This is a genomic window from Propioniciclava sp. LT294 (assembly GCF_059516005.1).
Window position 1 is genome coordinate 161,250 of sequence record NZ_JCAKNG010000002.1, and the last position, 19,744, is coordinate 180,993.

Below are 19,744 nucleotides of genomic sequence, written 5' to 3' on the forward strand. Positions count from 1 at the left end.
TTACTCCTTCTCAGTGAGGGTCTGCTGGGGGTCATCCCCGTGCGTGGCCGCCCGGATGGCGCGCATGGGGATGTGCACCCAGTCGGGACGGTTGCGCAGTTCGTACAACACTTCGTACACGGCTTTGTCGATGACGTATCCACCCAGGACGTCGTCCGTGGTGGTCGCTCCACAGTAGCCAATCAGGAAGGCCTCTCGCGCCTCATCAGCCCACTTCGTCGCGGCCGCCGATCCCGGCTCGGGGTGCGCGCTGCGGACGTAGTCGAACGAGCGGACCATGCCGGCGACGTCCCGCCAGGGCGAGTCGAGGGCACGACGTTCCGCGGCCGTCTTCGCCGGTTCCCCCTCGAAGTCGATGATCGTCCAGCCGCCCCCGCCCGCGTTGGTGGCGGGGCTCCACAGGGTCTGCCCGAGGTGGAAGTCGCCGTGCACCCGCTGGACCAGCAGCCTCCGCCCGCGCAGCACGTCGAACGCGGAGCGCAGCGCGTCCGCGTAGGGGGCGAGTTCGGGGGCGGACTGCACCGCAGCACCCAGCCGGGCGCCCATGGTGTCGGCCACGGCGTCCCCGGACTGCGTCCGGGTGCCGAACGCCAGCGCGAGCCGGGTGTGGACGTCGCGCAGGGCCGCCCCGAGGGCGCGGGCCCGATCGGTGAAGTCCTCGCTCGCGGCGCAGGCGGCGGTGGCCAACTCCCAGCCGTCCGTGGCAGCGGGGACCCTCTCGATCACGATGCCCAGATCGGTGGCCTCGCCCTCGGGCCACTGCGCCAGCAGGCGCCCGCGGAGCTCCGGAACGCTGCCGCCGCCGAGGGCGACCAGAACCTCGGCGTCCAGGTTCGGGCCGGGTTCGATGCGGCGGAACAGCTTGTAGAGGTCGGAGTTGCCCAGCGTGAGCGTCGTGTTGGACTGCTCGCCCGGCCAGACCTTCACCGCACGGTCCGCGAAGGCCGGCTCGGTCGCCGCCACGAAGGCGGCGAGGGCGGCCGGGTCCGTCGTGGCGTCGACGACCTGGACGGTTCGTCCGTCCACCTCCTCGGTGCCCAGCACCGTCCCGGACGCCACGGCGTCGGCCGGATAGTGGGCCACCAGGAGGTGGTAGTGCTCCGTGTGGCCGTCCGGGTAGGCCAGTTCGGCGACCTCGCTCCGGACCGCCGGGTGGGCGTCCCGCGGCGTGTACGCAGGCAGGGGCTCTCGGCGCACGATGCGTGCACCGGCGCCCTTGCCCCCGAACCAGCGGACGGTTTCCAGGTGGCGCATCCAGGCGCCGTCAAGGCTGCTCGTCACGATGGGATCAGAGCACCGCCAGGATGTGGGCAGGTTGGGCCGGTGTCAGGCGCACGAAGTTGCGTGCACCCCACGTGAACTCCGCCCCGGTCAGCTCGTCACGGACGCGCAGCGGAGCATCGGCGGACAGCCCGAGCTTCGCCATGTCGACGTGCACCTCGGACTCGATGGTGTTGTCCGGGTCGAGCGACACGATGACCAGCACCCGGTCGTCACCGTCGCGCTTGGAGAACGCGAGCATCTTGTCGTGCGGGGCGGTGTGGAAGTCGATCCGGCGCAGCTGCTGCAGGGCGGGGTGCCGGCGACGGACCGAGTTCAGCGTGCCGAGGAGCATGTTCAGGTTCGGCTGCGCGTCGTAGTCGCGCGGGCGGAACTCGTACTTCTCGGAGTCGAGGTACTCCTCGCGCCCGGGCGCGTTCGGCTCGTGCTCGAAGAGCTCGAACCCCGAGTAGACGCCCCACGCGGGCGACAGCATCGACGCCAGGACAGCGCGGATCGAGAAGATCGCCGGGTTGCCCGTCTGCAGGTGGAAGGGGTTGATGTCGGGCGTGTTCACGAAGAAGTTCGGGCGGTAGAACGAGTCCATCTCCCGCGAGAGCTCCTGCATGTACTCGGTGATCTCGGCCTTGGTCACGCGCCAGGTGAAGTACGTGTAGCTGGTGTGGAAGCCGACCTTGCCGAGCATGTGCATCATCTCGGGCTTGGTGAAGGCCTCGGCGAAGAACAGCACATCCGGGTCGGTGGCGCGGATCTGGTCGAAGATCCAGGCCCAGAACTGCACGGGCTTGGTGTGGGGGTTGTCGACGCGGAAGATCCGGACGCCGTGGCTCATCCACAGGCGCAGGACGCGCAGGACCTCGTTGTAGATGCCCTCGGGGTCGTTGTCGAAGTTGATCGGGTAGATGTCCTGGTACTTCTTCGGCGGGTTCTCCGCGTACGCGATCGTGCCGTCCAGACGCGTGGTGAACCACTCGGGGTGCTCCTTCACCCACGGGTGGTCGGGGCTGGCCTGCAGGGCGAAGTCGAGGGCGATCTCGACGCCCAGCTCCTTGGCCCGGGCCACGAGGCGGTCGAAGGAATCCCAGTCGCCCAGCTCGGGGTGGATCGCGTCGTGCCCACCCTCGGGTGAGCCGACGGCCCACGGGGAGCCCGGGTCCTTCTCGCTCGCGTCGAGGCTGTTGTTCTTGCCCTTCTTGAACGCGGTGCCGATCGGATGGATCGGGGGGAAGTAGATGACGTCGAAGCCCATCGCCGCCGCCGCCTCCAGCCGCGCATGGCTCGAGTCGAAGGTTCCGGACGTCCACGTGTCGGTCGCCTCGTCGTAGGTGGCGCCCTCCGACCGCGGGAAGAACTCGTACCAGCTGGCGAACAGGGCCCGCTTGCGGTCGACGAAGATCGGGAAGTCGGCGGTGGGGGACACCAGCTCGCGCGGACCGTACTTGCGCATGGCCTTCGCCAGGCCGGAACCGGAGGCGACGTCGAGGAGGTCCTCGGCCGGGCGCTGGGGGATGAGCAACTGGGCGGTGGCGCGCAGGATGGAGGCCTCGATCGGGTCGCCCGCCGCGTCGGCGGCCAGCGCGGTGCGCTCGAAGAGGTCCCGCCCCTCGAGGCAGACGAGTTCGATGTCCACGCCGGCCGGCAGCTTCGCCTCGGCGTTGTGGAGCCACGTGCCCCACGGGTCGGACCAGCCCTCCACGCGGAACGTCCACTCACCCTCGGTGTCGAAACGGACCCACGCCTCCCACGGGTCGAGGCCGCGGGGCTGAACCGGGGTCATGTCGTGGCGCGTCTCGCGGCCCGACGGGTCGGTCACGATCACCGAGGCGTTCACGGCGTCGTGTCCTTCGCGGAACACCTTGGCCCGGATCGGGACGAGTTCGCCGACCGTCGCCTTGGCGGGGTACGCGCCGCCTTCGATGACGGGCGACACCTTGGTCACGGGAATACGCCCGATGCCGCGCACGACGGTCTTCGTCGGCGACAGGTCGACCGGCACGGCGGCGGGCGTCCGGGGGGCCTTCGCGGGGGCGTCGGCCTTCTTCGGTGCCGTGGCGGCAGTGGTCTGGGACTGGGGCACGTTGCGCTGCGTCACGCCGACCACGCTACTGCAACGACAGCGTCACCGTCGCAGTTCCGCCGCCCGCCGCCGACGGGCCACGGTCGCCCTCATGACGACGACGGTGCGTCCCGGCACCTCGATCTGGCGGCCGGGAGCGAAGGAGCGCTGGGTCAGTTCGTCGGGCGTCCCGGTGTGGGCGACGATCCGGTAGCCGCTGGACCAGGGCTCACCCGGGAGCGTGATGTCCAGAGGCTCCTGACCCGCGTGGAAGAAGATGTAGAACGCCTCCGTCTGGTCCGACACGTAGAAGCCGAGGCTCCGGCGGGTGCCGTCGTGCCAGTTCGCGATGGTCATCTCGGTGCCGTGGTCGTTGAACCAGGCGGACTCGGTCCGTCCCAGCCCCTCGCCACGGTCCCCGATGCACTCCTGGCGCGTGCGGAACGCGCGCGGCCGCAGCACGGGGTGCTTCGCGCGGAGGGCCAGCAGGGTGCGGGTCAGCTCGAACTGGTCGTCCCACTCCTCGCCCACGGTCCAGTGCAGCCACGACAGGGGCGAGTCCTGGCAGTAGGCGTTGTTGTTGCCCTGCTGGGTGCGGCCCATCTCGTCGCCGGCCAGCACCATCGGCGTGCCGGTGGACAGCAGCAGCGTGGCCATCATGTTCCGCATCGTCCGGCGGCGGGCGGAGTTGATGGACTCGTCCTCGGTCTCGCCTTCGTACCCGTGGTTCCACGACCGGTTGTCGTCCGCGCCGTCGCGGTTGCGTTCGCCGTTGGCCTCGTTGTGCTTGAGGTCGTACGTCACGAGGTCGCGGAGCGTGAAGCCGTCGTGGGCGGTGACGAAGTTCACCGAACTGGTGGCGGGCCGCCCGTCCTGGTCGAACATGTCGGCCGAGCCGGCCAGCCGGGTCGCGAGCTCCTCGACGCCGTGGACGGCGCCGCGCCAGAAGTCGCGCGTGAACCCGCGGAAGCGGTCGTTCCACTCGCTCCAGCCCTTGCCCCAGCGGCCGACCTGATACCCGTAGGGGCCGAGGTCCCACGGCTCGGCGATCAAGACGGCCCGGGACAGGACGGGATCATCGGCGATGGCCTGCTTGAACGCGTGGTCCTGACGGACGTGGTGGTGCTCATCGCGGATGAGCGTGGTGCACAGGTCGAAACGGAAGCCGTCCACGCCCATCTCGGTGACCCAGTAGCGCAGGGAGTCGAGCACCAGGTCGAGGACGCCGCCCACCGAGGTGTCCACCGCGTTGCCGGTGCCGGACACGTCATAGTCGTTGCGCATGTCGGACGTGAGCCGGTAGTAGCCGGCGTGGTCGATGCCACGGAAGCAGAGCGTCGGGCCCTCGTGGCCGCCCTCGGCGGTGTGGTTGTAGACGACGTCGAGGATGACCGCGATGCCGGCGTCGTGGAGCGCCGAGACCATCTCCTTGAACTCGGTCACCTGCTGGCCCAGCGTGCCGGAGCTGGAGTAGGGCGCGTGCGGGGCGAAGAAGCCCAGCGTGTTGTAGCCCCAGTAGTTGACCAGGCCCTTCCCGATCGCGAAGGGCTCGGACACGAAGTGGTGCAGCGGCAGGAACTCGACCGCGTTCACGCCCAGCTTCTTGATGTGCTCGATGACCGCGGGGTAGGCCATTCCCGCATAGGTGCCGCGCAGGTGCTCCGGGACGGCCGGATGCAGCTGCGTGTAGCCCTTCAGGTGCGTCTCGTAGACCACGAGGTCCTCGGCGCGCGCGGGCCGGGCGAGGGGGCGCGGCGGCGGGCTGTCGGCCACCACGACGCTCAGTGGAACCGAGGCGAAGGAATCCCGCGGGTCGGGGAGGTAGTTGGACTCGGGGGTGTGGTCGCTGATCGGACCGGCGTAGTCGACGCCACCGGTGATGGCGCGGGCGTACGGGTCGACCAGGAGCTTCGCGGCGTTGAACCGCTGGCCGGTCTCGGGGCTCCACGGGCCGTGGACGCGGTACCCGTAACGCTGTCCCGGGCCGACCCCGGGGACGTGGACCTCCCAGACGCCGTCGCCGTTGTGCGTCAGGTCGTGGTTGGTCTGCTTGCGGTCGGTGTCGACCAACGCCAGCTCCACGCGGGTCGCCCGGGGAGCCCACAGGGCGAAGCGGGTGCCGCCGTCGACGACACGGGCACCGAGCACCGAGGAGTCCACCGGCCGTGGCAGGGTTGGGCGCACGAAGACCACTTTCCATGAGGCGAATCCCGGTCGGCCGTGAGGACGGCACCATGATCACCGGGCGCCCCATTCTGCCTCATCCCCCCTGACGGGTCCATTCCCCGCCTCGTAGACTGCACGGGATCAGGAGGTGCCCCCTTGCCACGCCACTACCTCGACCATGCGGCATCCGCCCCGCTCCGGCCGGAGGCCGAGCAGGCGATGATCGCCGCTTGGCGGACGGCCGGCAACCCCAGTTCGCTGCACGGGAGCGGGCGCAGGGCCCGCGCCCTGCTGGAGGACGCCCGGGAACAGGTGGCCGACGCCGTCGACGCACACCCCACCGAGGTCGTGTTCACGAGCGGGGGAACGGAGGCCGACCACCTCGTCGTGGACGGAGGTGCCGGCTGGGGGGCCGCGAACGGACGCCCGCGTGTGGCGGCCTCGGCCGTCGAGCACCCGGCGGTGTCCCACGCCGTCCGAGCTCTGGGTGGGCGGGGTGTCCGACTCCCGGTGGATGCCGACGGTGTGGTGCAGGCCGAGGCCCTGGCCGAGTTGCCGCACGACGTGGCGTGGGCCTCGCTCCTGTGGGTCAACAACGAGACCGGGACGATCCAGCCGATCGACGCCTTCGTCGCCGCCTGCCGGCGCATCGGCGTCCGGGCGCACAGCGACGCCGTGCAGGCGTTCGGGCACGTGCGCTGTTCCTTCGCCCGGTCCGGCCTGGATGCGCTGAGCCTGTCGGCGCACAAGCTCGGCGGCCCGGTCGGGATCGGTGCGCTCGTCGTCCGGCGTGACGCGCCGTTGGCCGTCGTCAGCCACGGGGGCGGGCAGGAGCGCCGGCTGCGCTCCGGGACCGTCCCCGTGGCGCTGGCGGTGGGGTTCGCCGCGGCAGCCGCCGCGTCCGTGGCCGCCCTGGAATCCGAGGCGCGGCGGCTGCACGCGCTGCGTCGACGCCTGGTCGCCGGTGTGACGGCGGTCCACGGTGTCCGGGTCAACGGCGGGCAGCACACCAGCCCCGCGATCTGCCACGTCACCGTCGATGGTGCCCGTGCCGACGACATCCTGCTGCTGCTGGACGCCGTGGGTGTCGACTGCTCCACGGGCTCGGCCTGCACGGCGGGGGTCCACCAGCCCAGCGAGGTCGTCCTCGCGATGGGGATGGGGGAGGACGCTGCGGTGTCCTCGGTCCGTTTCTCGCTGGGGTACACCACCACCGACGCCGACGTCGACGCACTCCTGGCCGCGTGGCCGGACGCCGTCGCCCGGGCCAGGGGTGTCGGCGCCGCGTAGACTCGCCCGACGTGAAGGTACTCGTGGCGATGTCGGGGGGAGTGGACTCCTCCGTCGCCGCCGCGCGCCTCGTCGCCGAGGGCCACACGGTGACAGGGGTGCACCTGGCCCTCAACCGGAACCCGGCGTTGTACCGCTCGGGTTCGCGCGGCTGCTGCTCGCTGGAGGACTCCAACGACGCACGGCGCGTGGCCGACACGCTCGGCATCCCCTTCTACGTGTGGGACTTCTCCGACCGCTTCCACTCCGCGGTCGTGGAGGACTTCGTCGCCGAGTACGCCGCAGGCCGGACGCCCAACCCGTGCCTGCGATGCAACGAGAAGATCAAGTTCGCCGCCGTGCTCGAACGCGGGGTGGCGTTGGGGTTCGACGCGGTCGCGACGGGGCACTACGCGCGCCTGGAGTTCGATGGTGAGGACGCGTCGCTGTATCGGGCCGCCGACGAGGCGAAGGACCAGAGCTACGTGCTGGGGGTCCTGACCCAGGCACAACTGCGGCGTTCACTCTTCCCCCTGTACGGGACCGTCAAGTCGGACGTCCGCGCCGAGGCGGGGGCGCTCGGGCTGCGCGTGGCGGGCAAGCCGGACTCCCACGACATCTGCTTCATCGCCGACGGTGACACCGCCGGCTTCCTCAACCGCGCGCTCGGCGAGCGCGAGGGCGCGATCGTGGACGCCTCGGGCGCGGTCGTCGGAACGCACAGCGGGCACCACCAGTTCACCGTCGGTCAGCGCAAGGGCCTCCGGTTGGGCGTGCCGTCGGCGGACGGCCGGCCCCGCTACGTGCTCGACATCTCACCCGTCACCAACACGGTGACCGTCGGCCCCCACGACGCCCTGGCGGTGGCGCGGATCGAGGGGATCCGGCCCACCTGGGCGGTCGCTTCGCCGCGGTTGGGTGCCTGGCGCGGCCTGGTCCAGGTGCGTGCCCACGGGACCCCGATGCCGGCCAGCATCGAGGCCGGGAGCCACGGCGTCCGGATCGTTTTGGACCAACCCGCCTTCGGTATCGCGCCCGGCCAGGCCGCCGTCCTGTACGACGGCGACCTCGTGGTGGGCTCGGCGACGATTGCGGCGGCCTCCTGACCTCAGAGGTAGTCCTCGGGATCGAAGTCGTCGATCGGGATGATCCGCAGCCGCGGCAGCCTCTCGTTGAAGGCGCCGACGTGGGACTCCAGGTCGAAGAACTGGACGCCGCGTGCCCGCAGGTCGCGCAGGCCGGCGCTCATGAACTCCTCGAAGCCGATCAGGCCCACGCGTCGCCCGTCGATCAGCGCTTCCAGGTCGACGAGGAAGTCCCGGTCGTGGGAGGCGAGGACGACGTCGGCGTTCCGGCCGCGCAGGGCCACGAGCGTGCGCTGGATGGCGATGTCGACGACCTTCTGGTCCGGCGTGCCCGACAGGGGGATGATCCGGTAGCCGATGGCGGTGAGCGCCTGGACGAAGGGAAGGGGGAGTTCGCCGTCACTGGCGGCCAGGAAGAACAGGCCGGTGACGGGTTGGTCCCACTCGGTCCGCAGGTGCTGGAGTGGCCGCTCCCAGCGCGGCCGCTCGCTGGGGGCCGGACGCCGCTGCAGGATGGAGTTGCCCAGGGTGGCGTCGATGTTCTCCCCGTCCACCAGCAAGTACGTGACGCGTTCGTCCATGGCTCCCCGCCTTCGATGTGGTCAACGGGACGACGACGTCCCGCCCCTCCCCACGGTAGCGCGCCGCGCGAGGACACCGGCGCTCGTGGGGCGGGCCGCAGGGCGCCCGTGGGCGCTCCGGGTTCAGGCCGAGACGCCCGAGGCGGGTCGCGGACGGGCGACCAGCAGGTAGTCGCCCGCCAGATCGTGCCACGAGCGGTCCCAGCAGACGAAGACGTCCTGCGTCAGGCGCCCCACCTCGCCGAGCATGTCCCCGACGTCCCACGCCAGCGGGGTGAAGCACGACCCGCTGTCGATGTTGGCGACGTTGACCACCAGGTGGCCGTCGGGCGTGAGGAGGTCCAGGCACTGCGCCCAGATCCCGCGGAGCTCGCCCAGGTAGTGCTCGTAGGAGGTTGCGCCGGTGTACCCCGACAGTGGGTCCTCGGGTCCGTCATCGGCGGCCATGTAGGGCGGCGAGGTCAGGATGAGGTCGAAGGGCCCGTCGACCAGTGCGGCCAGGCGGCGTGCTTCGCCCCGGAGCACGACGGACGCCGGCGCCGCCTCAGCCGCGATCCTGCACCGCTCGGGCAGGAGCTCGACCCCCACGGCCCGCCTCCCCATGGCTTCGGCGACCTCCAGCGTGGTCCCGAAGCCGGCGAAGGGATCGAGGACGCGATCACCGGGGCGCGTCAGGTCCTCGAGGACCGCCGCCACCATGTCGCGCGAGAAGTGCACGTCCTCCTCCGCGAGCGGGTTCCGCTCGGCCAGGACGCGATCGTGCTCGACGAACAGGTGGGGACGCAGGCGCACACCGGCATCGTAGCCGTGGGCTCGGCGCCACGGCCGTCCTCGATCCCCGCCGGTGGCTGACGGGCCGGGATCAGCTGGTCAGGCTGTCCAGGGCACCCTGCAACATGCCCTTGACCCGGTCGGCGACCGGTCGGAGACCGTCGTTGCCGGTCATTTGGTGCAGGGAGCCGGGGTCGATCGCCTCCACGAGGGTCATGCCCTCACCGGCTGAGCGGACGACGACGTTGCACGGCAGCAGCAGCCCGATCGACGCCTCCGCCTGGAGGGCCTCGAAGGCGCTGGGTGGATTGCAGGCGCCCAGGATGACCTGGTCGGGGACGTCGACGTCCAACTTCTTCTTGAGGGTGGCGGCCATGTCGATCTCGGTCAGGACCCCGAACCCGTGGTCCGCGAGAGCCTTCCTGGTGCGATCCAGGACTTCGGCGAATTCGCCCTGAACGAGCGTGCTGAGTGCGTAACTCATGTGCTTCTCCTCTGGCGTGTTGGTGTGCCAACCCTAGTCGCTTCCCCCGCGCAGATGGAGGCCCCCACCGGATGCCCCGCGGTGGGGCGACCTCGCGCCACCGGGCCGGATGCACGATAGGTTCGACGCCGTGATGAGGACCTCTGCGCTGGGCTCGCTGCCCGGCACCGACCTGGGTGCCGGCGTCCGTCTGGCATTGGAGGCCACGTCCATCCCCTGGCTGCCCGAGTTCCCGGCGCTCGGCCCCTGGGCCGGCATGGTCGGGCGGGCTCTGGGCATCCTGGACGGCCTGGGGGCGGAACGTGACGCGGGGGAGTGGAAGCTCGCCGCAGTCCCCGGGATCGACCAGCGTCGCGCCCGGGCCGCGCTGCGCGACCAACTCGACGTGTTGGAGGAGAACGCGCAGGGTCTCACGGGCCCCCTGAAGGTCTCGGTGGCCGGCCCTTGGACGCTCGCGGCCGCCACCTTCCGTCCGCTCGGCGGGCGCGTGCTCGGGGACCGTGGTGCCCGCCGCGACCTCGCGCAGTCCCTGGCGGAGGGCGTCCACGAGCTGGTGGCCGACATCGAGCGGCGCCTCCCCGGGGTCGAGGTCCTCCTCCAGGTGGACGAGCCCGGCCTGCCGTCGGTCCTGGCCGGCTCGGTGCCGACCGAGGGCGGCTACTTCCGGCACCGCTCGGTGGATCGACCCGAGGCCGTGGAGATGCTGCGGGAGGTGGGTGGGCACGTCCTGCACTGCTGCGCGCCCGGCCTCGACGCCGAGGTCGCGATCGGACGCCACGGCGCCGGCTTCACCGGCGTCTCACTCGACCAGGACCTGATGACACGCGCCGACTGGGACACCCTCGGTCCGCTGCTGGAGGACGGCAAGGAGCTGTGGCTGGGCGCCGCGCCGACCGCGTCCGGCGTGGCGATCGGGGCGGACGCGCTGACCCGCAGGGTCCTCGGCGCCCTCCGGCCCCTCGACCTCGGCCCGGTGCTCGTCGATCGCGTCGTCCTGACGCCGGCGTGCGGTCTGGCGGGGTGGGGCGCATCCGAGGTCTCGAAGGTCCTGCGCGCCCTGGCCACGACCGCCGAACGGGCCACGGACGAACTCCAGTAGGTTTCTCGCCGTGACCGATCCCCGCACCCGCCACGCCGAGCTCGCGCAGCAGATCAACGATGCGCGGTTCCAGTACTACGTGCTGGACTCGCCCGACCTGACCGATGCCACCTTCGACGCGTTGATGGCCGAGCTGACGGCGTTGGAGGAGGCCCACCCCGAACTGGTCACGCCCGAGTCACCGACCCAGCAGGTCGGGGGCGCGGTGTCGACCACGTTCGCGCCGGTGGAGCACGTGCAGCCGATGATGAGCCTCGACAACGCCTTCTCCACCGAGGAGGTCGAGCGCTGGTACGCCCGGCTCGGCGGTGAGACGCCGCTGGTGTGCGAGGTGAAGATCGACGGGCTCGCCCTCGACCTGGTGTACCGCAGCGGGCGGCTCGTCACGGCCGCCACCCGGGGGGATGGCCGGGTCGGGGAGGACGTCACCGCCAACGTCCGCACCATCCGGGACATCCCGCTCACCCTCGCTGCCGGCGCTCCCGACCTCGTCGAGGTGCGGGGTGAGGTCTTCATGAGGCCGCGGGACTTCGCCGCGCTGAACGACTCCCTCGACGAGGCGGGACGCCCACGCTTCGCCAACCCGCGCAACTCCGCAGCCGGCTCGTTGCGGCAGAAGGACCCGCGCGTCACGGCGTCACGTCAGCTCCGCTTCCTCAGCCACGGCCTCGGCGCCACGAGCGGGACCGACATCGAGCGGTTGTCGGACGCCTACGTCCGACTCCGCGAGTGGGGGCTCCCCGTCAGCACGCACACCAGGGTGGTGCCCGACCTCGCCTCGGCCCTCGCCTACATCGACGAGATGGCGACGCACCGCCACGACCTGGAGCACGAGATGGACGGCGTCGTCCTCAAGGTCGACGAGCGCGCCCGACAGGCGGAACTCGGCCACACCTCACGGGCTCCGCGGTGGGCCATCGCGTTCAAGTACCCCCCCGAAGAGGTGAACACGAAGCTGCTCCGCATCGAGGTCAACACCGGCCGCACCGGGCGTGTGACCCCCTACGGCGTCATGGAGCCCGTCCTGGTGGCCGGGTCCACCGTCGAGATGGCCACGCTCCACAACGCCCATGAGGTGAAGCGCAAGGACGTCCGTCCCGGCGACACGATCATCCTCCGCAAGGCGGGCGACGTGATCCCGGAGATCGTCGGCCCGGTGCTCGCACTGCGCCCCGAGGGCCTGCCGGAGTGGGTCATGCCCACGGCGTGCCCCAGCTGCGGCACCGCGCTGGTCGAGATGCGCGAGGGGGACAAGGACCTGCGCTGCCCCAACACCCGCTCCTGCCCCGCGCAACTGCGCGAACGCCTGTTCTTCCTCGCCTCCCGGGCCGCGCTGGACATCGAGGTGCTCGGTGCGAAGGCGGCGGACGCCCTCCTCTCGGCGGGCCTGCTGACGGACGAGGGCGACCTGTTCGACCTGGACGCCGCCCAGCTCATGCAGGTGCCGTTCTTCACGCGGGTCGACCCGAAGACGAAGGAACGCGTCCTCACCGCGAACGCCCGCAAGCTGCTGGCCAACCTGGAGGAGGCGAAGACCCGACCTTGGGCGAAGTTCCTCGTCGCGCTCTCGATCCGGCACGTGAGCAAAGGGGTGGCCCCCGACGTGGCGCGTGCCTTCCCGAGCGTGCAGAAGCTGGCGGAGGCCACGGTGGAGGAGTTGGCGGCCGTGGACGGCATCGGCCCCACCTTGGCGGCGTCCATCAGCGACTGGTTCACGGTCGACTGGCACCGCGCCATCGTCGAGAAGTGGGTGGCGGCCGGGGCCGTGATGGGCACGGACGACCCGGCGGAGGCCGTGGCGTCCGAGGAGGCGGAGCAGGTGTTGGCGGGCCTGACGGTCGTCGTCACCGGCGCGGTTCCCGGCTACACCCGTGACACCGCACAGCAGGCCATCGAGGTGCGCGGGGGCAAGACGTCGGGTTCGGTCTCGAAGAAGACGTCCGTGCTCGTGGCAGGGGAGTCCTCCGGCTCGAAGTTTGCCAAGGCCGAGACCCTCGGCGTCCCGATCCTGGAGGCGGACCGCTTCGAGGAGTTGCTGGAGCGCGGCGCGGACCTCGTGGCCGAACTCCAGTAGCCGCGTGGGTCGCCCGCTCCCCAAGCCGCGCAGGACGAAGGCGCCGGCGCAGGCCCCGTGCTCAAGAAGGCCGGCGGCCGGTCAAAATTCCAGGCGCGCCCACTAGCATCGCCTTGTGCAGTGGGGGCGATGGCTCGGTCATCCCGCGAGGGTCATCCCCGCGGTGTACCTGGGCGCGATCGCGTTCGGGACGGGGCTGCTCATGCTGCCCGCCGCGACCGTCGACGGACGGTCCCCACGCGTCCTGGACGCGGCCTTCACGGCGGTGTCGGCCATCTGCATCACCGGGCTGGTCACCGTCGACACCCCCACCTATTGGAGCACCTTCGGTCAGTCCATCATCCTGTTGCTGATCCAGATCGGTGGCTTCGGCATCGTCACGCTCGCCACCGTCCTGACCCTGGTCACCACCGGACGCATCTCGCTCCAGGGGTCCCTGCTGGCCAGCGAGGAGCTCCACCAGCGGAGCCTGTCGAAGACCCTGGCGTTGCCCGCCCGCATCGCGGCGGTGATGCTCGGGTTCGAGGTGGTGGTCGCCGCCGTGCTGACGTTCGGTTTCCGGCCCCATGTGGATTCCTGGGGTGCGGCTGTCTGGTTCGGGGTCTTCCACTCGGTGTCGGCGTTCAACAACGCAGGGTTCGCCCTGTTCAGCGACAACCTGATCGGGTTCGCCGGTGATCCCGTCGTCATCGTGCCCATCTGCGTGGCTGTCGTGGCCGGAGGCCTGGGTTTCCCCGTCCTGCTCGAGATGGGGCGCCGCTGGCGGAAGGGTGGCCGCTGGACCTGGTCCACCCATACGCGGCTCACCCTGTACGGGACCGCGGTCCTGCTGGTCGGCGGCATGGTCATCTTCGCGCTCGCCGAGTGGGACAACCCCCAGACCCTGGGTCCGATGACCGTGGAGGGGCGCCTCTGGGCCAGCCTCGCGGGCGGGGTCTTCCCCCGGACGGCCGGTTTCAACTCCATCGACTACGGGGTGGCGAGTGAGCCGACGCTGGTGCTCTACTCCCTGCTGATGTTCATCGGTGGGGGATCGGCGGGGACCGCCGGTGGCGTGAAGGTCGGCACGATCGTCATCATCGTGGTCACGGTGCTGGCCGAACTGCGCGGCGAGAGCCAGGTGGTCGTCGCCCACCGGGCCATCCCCGCGCCGGTCCAGCGCTCCGCCCTCACCGTGGTCATGCTGGGCATCGTCACGGTCGTCGTGGGCACTTCCTTCATCGTCAGCGTCGAGCGGTTCACGCTGCAGCAGGTCATGTTCGAGGCCATCTCCGCCTTCGGGACGGTGGGCCTGTCGATGGGGATCACGCCCCACTTGCGCCCGGAATCCCTGGTCGTGCTCATGCTCCTGATGTACTTGGGACGAGTGGGGACCATCTCGGTGGCCACCGCCCTCGCCGTCCGCGCACGGCACCGCCATTACCAACTCCCGGAGGAGCAGCCAATTGTTGGGTAGACCACGTGACCGGCGGTTGAACGACGAGACGGTGCTCGTCGTCGGGCTGGGGCTGTTCGGCTCCGCCACGGCCCGTGAACTGACCGAGATGAATGTCCCGGTGATCGCCGTCACGGACGATCACGCGCAGGTCGTCCAGTACGCCGACGAGCTCACCCACGTCATCGAGATGAATCCCTCGGACCGGGAGGCACTGGAGCAGATCGGCATCCGCCAGATCCGCAAGGCCATTGTGGCGCTGAGCAAGGTGGAACTGTCCATCATGACCGTGCTGGCGCTGGCGGAACTGGGTGTGGAGGAGATCTGGGCCCGAGCAGCGACCAGGGAGCACGGGGCGATTTTGGAGCGCATCGGCGCCCACCACGTCGTCTACTCCGAGGCATCCACCGGGCGTCGGGTGGCGCACGCCGCCGCCGGCTTCATGATCGACTACTTCGAGTTCGAGGACGGCTTCGCCATCGCCCGGACGCGTGCCCCACGCCTGACCTGGGAGAAGCCGCTCCGGGAGACCCTGGTCCGCACCCACAACCGGGTGACGATCGTCGGCGTCAAGCGGACGGGCGAGGACTTCGTGTACGCGGTGCCCGAGACCGTGATCCAACCCGGGGACGAACTCATCGTCTCGGGTCGCACCACCTACGTCGACGCCTTCTGCAGGCTCCGCTGACGCGTCAGGCCCTGGTCGGGTCGTCGGGCGCGGTGTCGAAGGCGTCGGGGACGCCGTCCGCGTCGGTGTCCCGGGTCTCGGCCGCCATGATGGCGCGGTGCCGGCGGTTGCTCGGCACGAGGATCACGGCGGCCACCAGTGCCGCCAGCGCCGATGCGGCCAGGATCCCCACCTTCGATGCGTCGTTGTGCTCGCTGCCGAGTCCGAAGCTGAGTTCGCCGACCAGGAGTGACACGGTGAACCCGATGCCCGCGAGCACTCCGACGCCCGCCATGTCGCCCCACCGCAACGCGGGGTCGAGTGAGGCACGGGTGAAGCGGGTGAGCAGGTAGGTCGACGCGACGATCCCGATCGGCTTCCCGAGCACCAGGCCTGCGATGATCCCCAATGCCACCGGGGAGGTGAGGGAGCCGAGCAGCCCATCGAGCCCGCCGACGGCCACCCCTGCCGAGAAGAAGGCGAACACCGGGACCGCGAATCCCGTGGACAGCGGGCGGTAGGTGTGCTCGAACGTCCTGGCCAACCCGGGTCCCTCGCCAGCGGTCGGGTCCTTGCGGCGCACGGGCACCAGGAACCCGAGGACCACCCCGGCGATGGTGGCGTGGATGCCCGCCTGGTGCAGCAGGGCCCACGCGATGGCCGCGATCGGGAGCAGGATGAGCCAGGCGGCCCACGGGTGCTCGGCGAACCAGCGGGAGCGGGACTGGACGAGGAAGCCGTACAGGGCCACGGGGATGACGAACAGGCCCAGGGCCAGCGGGTCGACCGACTCGGTGTAGAAGACGGCGATGATGGTGATCGCGATGAGGTCGTCGACCACGGCCAGCGTGAGCAGGAAGATCCGCAGGGGTGAGGGCAGGTGGGAGCCGATGAGCGCGAGAACCGCCACGGCGAACGCGATGTCGGTCGCCGTCGGGACGGCCCAGCCGCGCAGCGTCTCGGCCTGGCCCCAGTTGAGGGCGACGTAGATCAGGGCGGGGATCGCCACTCCACCGAAGGCGGCCACGACCGGCACCAGCGCCCGACGAGGGTCACGCAGGTCGCCGGCGACGAATTCGTGCTTGAGTTCCAGGCCCACGAGGAAGAAGAAGATCGCGAGCAGCCCATCGGCGGCCCAGGCACCCAGGGTGAGGTCGAGGTGGAGCGACTCGGGCCCGATGCGGAAGTCACGCAGGGCGAAGTAGGCGTCAGCCGCCGGGGAGTTGGCCCACACGATCGCGACCAACGCCGCGACCACGAGCAGGATCCCACCGGTGGTCTCCTTGCGCAGGAGTGCGCCGACGCGCAGGTGTTCGGACCAACTGCCCGGGGACAGGATGCGGCGAGGACGGACGTTCGGGGGCGTGCTCATGGGACCTCCAGGGGTTACGGGGGACAAGATCGCCGACCAGACTTCCCGGCACACCGCAGGACATTCTAGCCAATCGCGGCGAGGAAGCAGGCCACCACCTCGCGTACGCTGACGGACGTGGAGGGACTCAACACCGACCTGGACCTGAACGGCGGCACGTCCCCGCGCGTCCGTCCACGCGTGGGGGAGTGGCCCTTGCCCGACGTCCCCTCGACGCGCCAGAAGCGCAACCAGCGGTGGTGGACGATCACCGTGGCCGCCGTCGCCCTGGTCGCCGTGGTGGCGTTCGGGTACGTCGCCTACCTCGCGCTCCGCGGGTACTGACGGGGGCCCGCCGGCCCGCCGGCTCAGGTTCGGCCGGCGAGGTGCTCGCCCGCGATCTGAGCGAGGTGGCGCAACCGCGCCAGCTCGGATGCACGGAATTCCGGCCCGGGTCGTCCGACCACCACGGTGTGGTCGGAGCAGCAGGGGGTCACCGCGACGGAGTGGGCGCTCCAGCCGTCGAGCCATCCCGAGTCGAGCTCGCCCACGTGGGGCGTGCGGAGGTCACCGAACACGCCGTCCGGGATCGTGGCCTGCTGGGGGGCGAGGGCACTGCGGTGGTGCACCACGCCGCTCGCGTGCTCGAGCACGAGCCCCCAGGAGCAGTGGAAGGTCGTCGGCGCGGAATCGGCCAGGACCTGCTCGGCGTGACGTGGATCCTCCGCCATGGCCTCGAGCATGTCGAGGTCCGAGTTCAGACCCCAGTTCTCCGGGTAGAAGGACACCCACAACACCTCGACCCCCGGCACACGCGTGCAGGCGGTGATCAGGGCATCGGGTCGGACGTCACCGGGGATGTCCAGCATGAAGTCGTCGATGACGCGCCCGGCGCCCTTCTCGACGATCTCGACGGCGCTGATGTCGGCCTGGACCGAACCCAGGGCGGACGCCACGGCGCCGAGGGAGCCCGGACGGTCGGGCAGGGCGACGCGGAGCAGGTACATGCCCCACTTGATACCTCATCGGTCGGCGGCACCCAAGGGTCTGGGCAGGGCGGCGGTCACCTTGTAGCGTGATTGAAACAACGAAGAAACCGAGGAAAGGAACGACATGGCCACCACCAGCACCGCACGCACCCACTGGGAGGGCTCCCTCCTGGAGGGCGCCGGCACCACCGAGCTCGTCACGTCCGGGGTCGCCACCTTCGACGTCGCGTGGTCCAAGCGGGCCGAGTCGGGCGCCGGGACGACCAATCCCGAGGAGCTCGTCGCCGCCGCCCTGGCGACCTGCTACTCGATGGCGCTGTCCAACGGCCTGGCCAAGAACGGCACGGCGCCGACCAGCCTGGACACCGAGGTGGGCGTCGACTTCGTCCCCGGCACCGGCATCACCGGCGCCACCATCAGGGTGAAGGCCGACGTCCCCGGCCTGACGGCGGAGGAGTTCGGCAAGTTCGCCGAGGACACCAAGCAGAACTGCCCCGTCAGCCAGGCGCTGTCCGGCGTCGAGAAGACCCTCGAGGTCGAGTTCGCCGGCTGACCCCACGGGCGGACGCCACGGTGCGACCCCTAGGATGGGCAGGTCCCTGACCCGTCCACGAGGAGTCGCACCGTGGCCCTGACCACCGACGACGTCGCCCGGCTCGCCGGCCTGGCGCGCATCGAGCTGTCCCCGGCCGACTTGGAGCGCCTGGCGCCCCAGCTCGACCTCATCCTGGAGGCCGTCGCATCGGTCTCCCAGGTCGCCGACGCCGACGTGCCGCCCACCTCGCACGCCCTGCCGCTGACCAACGTGTTCCGTGCCGATGAGGTGCGCCCCAGCCTTCCCACCGAAGCGGTCCTGGCCGGCGCCCCCTCCGTCGAGGACGAGCGTTTCCGCGTCCCCCGGATCCTGGGGGAGGAGCAGTGAGCCACGACATCCTGACCGCCACGGCGTCCGACCTCGGCCGCCGCATCGCCGCTCGCGAGGTGACCTCCGTCCAGGTGACCCGGGCCTTCCTCGACCAGATCGCGAGAACGAACGAGCAGGTCAACTCCTTCCTGTACGTCGACACCGAGGGCGCGCTGGCCCAGGCGGCCGCGGTGGACGCGCGGCTCGACGCCGGGGAGGAGCTCGGCCCCCTGGCCGGCGTGCCCGTCTCGGTGAAGGACCTCTTCTGCCAGGACGGTGTCCCCACCACCGCGTCCTCGAAGATCCTCGAGGGGTGGCGCCCGCCCTACAGCGCCACCGTCGTGCAGCGCATGCTGGACGCCGGGCTGGTCCTGCTCGGCAAGACCAACCTGGACGAGTTCGCCATGGGTTCCTCGACCGAGACCTCGGCGTACGGACCCACCCGCAACCCGTGGGACCTCGACCGGATCCCGGGCGGTTCGGGCGGTGGCTCAGCGGCCTCGCTGGCCTCCTTCCAGGCCCCGCTGGCGCTGGGCACCGACACCGGGGGCTCCATCCGTCAGCCGGCGTCCGTGACCGGCACCGTCGGCGTCAAGCCCACGTACGGGTCGGCGTCCCGCTACGGGGTCATCGCCATGGCGTCCAGCCTGGACCAGCCCGGCCCGTGCGCCCGCAACGTCCTCGACGCGGCCCTGCTGCACGAGGTGATCTGTGGTCACGACCCGATGGACTCCACCTCCATCGACGCGCCCGTGCCGGCGGTCGTGGAGGCCGCGCGTTCCGGTGACGTGAAGGGGCTGCGCATCGGTGTGGTGAGGGAACTCGGTGGCGAGGGCTACGAGCCGGGCGTCGAGCGGGCCTTCGGCGAGGCGCTGGACCTGCTGCGCGGGGCCGGGGCGGAGATCGTCGAGGTCTCCTGCCCGCACTTCACGTACGGTCTGGGCGCCTACTACCTGATCATGCCGTCCGAGGTGTCCTCGAACATGGCCCGCTACGACGCGATGCGCTACGGCCTGCGGGTCGGTGACGACGGCACCCGTGGCACGGATGAGGTGATGGCCACCACCCGCGCCGCCGGTCTGGGTGACGAGGTGAAGCGCCGCATCATCCTCGGCACCTATGCGCTGAGCTCGGGTTACTACGACGCCTACTACGGCTCGGCCCAGAAGGTTCGCACCCTGATCCGCCGCGACTTCGATGCGGCGTTCGAGCAGGTGGACGTGCTGGTCTCGCCCTCGACGCCGTTCACCGCGTTCAGGATCGGCGAGAAGCTCGAGGACCCCCTCGCCATGTACAAGTCCGACCTGTGCACCATCCCCAGCAACATGGCGGGCAACGCCGCGGGGTCGTTCCCGTGCGGGCTGTCCTCCGATGACGGCCTGCCCGTCGGCCTGCAGGTGATGGCGCCTCCGCTGGCGGACGACCGGGTGTACCGCGTCGGCGCCGCGCTGGAGCGGCTCTTCGCCGAGCGCGACGGTGGCCTCCTGACCGACCGGATCGCCGGGACCTGGGTCACCGGGAAGGGTGAGTGA

Annotated in this window: 18 protein-coding genes; 10 read left to right on the top strand and 8 right to left on the bottom strand. The window is 70.8% G+C overall.

Going from position 1 to position 19,744, the window contains the following annotated elements:
- The 3 genes from AC5YDA_RS03350 to glgX are packed head-to-tail and all read right to left on the bottom strand — an operon-like array spanning position 1 to position 5,521.
- Positions 1 to 1,281, bottom strand: a complete 1,281-nt coding sequence (locus tag AC5YDA_RS03350; RefSeq protein WP_496192746.1) for a phosphotransferase — start codon at positions 1,279 to 1,281, stop codon at positions 1 to 3.
- A gap of 7 nt (positions 1,282 to 1,288) precedes the next feature.
- Positions 1,289 to 3,373: an alpha-1,4-glucan--maltose-1-phosphate maltosyltransferase gene (locus AC5YDA_RS03355; protein WP_496188752.1), complete on the bottom strand. Its 2,085-nt coding sequence runs from the start codon at positions 3,371 to 3,373 to the stop codon at positions 1,289 to 1,291.
- Positions 3,374 to 3,400: 27 nt separating this feature from the next.
- Positions 3,401 to 5,521, bottom strand: coding sequence for a glycogen debranching protein GlgX (glgX, locus tag AC5YDA_RS03360; protein WP_496188751.1), 2,121 nt, complete (start codon positions 5,519 to 5,521; stop codon positions 3,401 to 3,403).
- A gap of 138 nt (positions 5,522 to 5,659) precedes the next feature.
- Here glgX and AC5YDA_RS03365 point away from each other — a divergent pair, with 138 nt between their 5' ends.
- Together AC5YDA_RS03365 and mnmA are read left to right on the top strand one after the other, a co-directional pair.
- Positions 5,660 to 6,793: a cysteine desulfurase family protein gene (locus AC5YDA_RS03365; RefSeq protein WP_496188750.1), complete on the top strand. Its 1,134-nt coding sequence runs from the start codon at positions 5,660 to 5,662 to the stop codon at positions 6,791 to 6,793.
- An 11-nt stretch (positions 6,794 to 6,804) separates the two neighbouring features.
- Complete coding sequence (gene mnmA / locus AC5YDA_RS03370) at positions 6,805 to 7,878, top strand: tRNA 2-thiouridine(34) synthase MnmA (RefSeq protein ID WP_496188749.1); 1,074 nt, start codon at positions 6,805 to 6,807, stop codon at positions 7,876 to 7,878.
- 2 nt (positions 7,879 to 7,880) lie between these two features.
- On the opposite strand, the gene AC5YDA_RS03375 is transcribed toward mnmA, so the two are convergent.
- The 3 genes from AC5YDA_RS03375 to AC5YDA_RS03385 form a co-directional block, all read right to left on the bottom strand.
- Positions 7,881 to 8,438, bottom strand: coding sequence for an NYN domain-containing protein (locus AC5YDA_RS03375; protein WP_496188748.1), 558 nt, complete (start codon positions 8,436 to 8,438; stop codon positions 7,881 to 7,883).
- Between the two features lie 123 nt (positions 8,439 to 8,561).
- The gene (locus tag AC5YDA_RS03380) at positions 8,562 to 9,230 is read right to left on the bottom strand and encodes a TRM11 family SAM-dependent methyltransferase (RefSeq protein ID WP_496188747.1); all 669 of its coding nucleotides are present in this window, start codon (positions 9,228 to 9,230) and stop codon (positions 8,562 to 8,564) included.
- 70 nt (positions 9,231 to 9,300) lie between these two features.
- Positions 9,301 to 9,693 (bottom strand): DUF302 domain-containing protein, encoded by a 393-nt coding sequence (locus AC5YDA_RS03385; RefSeq protein ID WP_496188746.1) that lies wholly within the window; start codon positions 9,691 to 9,693, stop codon positions 9,301 to 9,303.
- Between the two features lie 130 nt (positions 9,694 to 9,823).
- Here AC5YDA_RS03385 and AC5YDA_RS03390 point away from each other — a divergent pair, with 130 nt between their 5' ends.
- From AC5YDA_RS03390 to AC5YDA_RS03405, 4 genes are all read left to right on the top strand, one after another.
- Complete coding sequence (locus AC5YDA_RS03390; protein ID WP_496188745.1) at positions 9,824 to 10,792, top strand: uroporphyrinogen decarboxylase/cobalamine-independent methonine synthase family protein; 969 nt, start codon at positions 9,824 to 9,826, stop codon at positions 10,790 to 10,792.
- Between the two features lie 10 nt (positions 10,793 to 10,802).
- Positions 10,803 to 12,866 (top strand): NAD-dependent DNA ligase LigA, encoded by a 2,064-nt coding sequence (gene ligA / locus AC5YDA_RS03395; RefSeq protein ID WP_496188744.1) that lies wholly within the window; start codon positions 10,803 to 10,805, stop codon positions 12,864 to 12,866.
- A gap of 115 nt (positions 12,867 to 12,981) precedes the next feature.
- The gene (locus tag AC5YDA_RS03400) at positions 12,982 to 14,322 is read left to right on the top strand and encodes a TrkH family potassium uptake protein (RefSeq protein WP_496188743.1); all 1,341 of its coding nucleotides are present in this window, start codon (positions 12,982 to 12,984) and stop codon (positions 14,320 to 14,322) included.
- A complete protein-coding gene (locus tag AC5YDA_RS03405) occupies positions 14,315 to 14,989 on the top strand; it encodes a potassium channel family protein (RefSeq protein WP_496192747.1) in 675 nt (224 codons plus the stop codon). Before AC5YDA_RS03400 ends, AC5YDA_RS03405 begins: the two co-directional genes overlap by 8 nt.
- 4 nt (positions 14,990 to 14,993) lie before the next feature.
- Here AC5YDA_RS03405 and nhaA read toward each other — a convergent pair whose 3' ends face one another.
- Positions 14,994 to 16,340 carry a Na+/H+ antiporter NhaA gene (nhaA, locus tag AC5YDA_RS03410; protein ID WP_496188741.1) on the bottom strand — a complete coding sequence of 449 codons (1,347 nt, stop codon included), beginning with the start codon at positions 16,338 to 16,340 and terminating at the stop codon, positions 14,994 to 14,996.
- A gap of 117 nt (positions 16,341 to 16,457) precedes the next feature.
- Between nhaA and AC5YDA_RS03415 the strand changes: the two genes are divergently transcribed.
- Positions 16,458 to 16,664 (top strand): hypothetical protein, encoded by a 207-nt coding sequence (locus AC5YDA_RS03415; protein WP_496188740.1) that lies wholly within the window; start codon positions 16,458 to 16,460, stop codon positions 16,662 to 16,664.
- A gap of 23 nt (positions 16,665 to 16,687) precedes the next feature.
- Here AC5YDA_RS03415 and AC5YDA_RS03420 read toward each other — a convergent pair whose 3' ends face one another.
- Entirely contained in the window at positions 16,688 to 17,326 is a 639-nt protein-coding gene (locus AC5YDA_RS03420; protein ID WP_496188739.1) for an ACT domain-containing protein, read from the bottom strand.
- Between the two features lie 106 nt (positions 17,327 to 17,432).
- Between AC5YDA_RS03420 and AC5YDA_RS03425 the strand changes: the two genes are divergently transcribed.
- The 3 genes from AC5YDA_RS03425 to gatA all read left to right on the top strand — a co-directional run bounded on the left by AC5YDA_RS03425 (position 17,433) and on the right by gatA (position 19,744).
- Positions 17,433 to 17,861 carry an OsmC family peroxiredoxin gene (locus AC5YDA_RS03425; RefSeq protein ID WP_496188738.1) on the top strand — a complete coding sequence of 143 codons (429 nt, stop codon included), beginning with the start codon at positions 17,433 to 17,435 and terminating at the stop codon, positions 17,859 to 17,861.
- A gap of 72 nt (positions 17,862 to 17,933) precedes the next feature.
- Positions 17,934 to 18,230: an Asp-tRNA(Asn)/Glu-tRNA(Gln) amidotransferase subunit GatC gene (gatC, locus tag AC5YDA_RS03430; RefSeq protein ID WP_496188737.1), complete on the top strand. Its 297-nt coding sequence runs from the start codon at positions 17,934 to 17,936 to the stop codon at positions 18,228 to 18,230.
- Entirely contained in the window at positions 18,227 to 19,744 is a 1,518-nt protein-coding gene (gatA, locus tag AC5YDA_RS03435; protein ID WP_496188736.1) for an Asp-tRNA(Asn)/Glu-tRNA(Gln) amidotransferase subunit GatA, read from the top strand. The genes gatC and gatA overlap by 4 nt, the downstream gene beginning before the upstream one ends.

Bases quoted from the DNA above. Each gene is read 5' to 3' on its own strand.
- AC5YDA_RS03385 (WP_496188746.1), bottom strand. From the start codon at position 9,693: ATGAGTTACGCACTCAGCACGCTCGTTCAGGGCGAATTCGCCGAAGTC.
- AC5YDA_RS03425 (WP_496188738.1), top strand. From the start codon at position 17,433: ATGGCCACCACCAGCACCGCACGCACCCACTGGGAGGGCTCCCTCCTG.
- AC5YDA_RS03375 (WP_496188748.1), bottom strand. From the start codon at position 8,438: ATGGACGAACGCGTCACGTACTTGCTGGTGGACGGGGAGAACATCGAC.
- AC5YDA_RS03420 (WP_496188739.1), bottom strand. From the start codon at position 17,326: ATGTACCTGCTCCGCGTCGCCCTGCCCGACCGTCCGGGCTCCCTCGGC.
- nhaA (WP_496188741.1), bottom strand. From the start codon at position 16,340: ATGAGCACGCCCCCGAACGTCCGTCCTCGCCGCATCCTGTCCCCGGGC.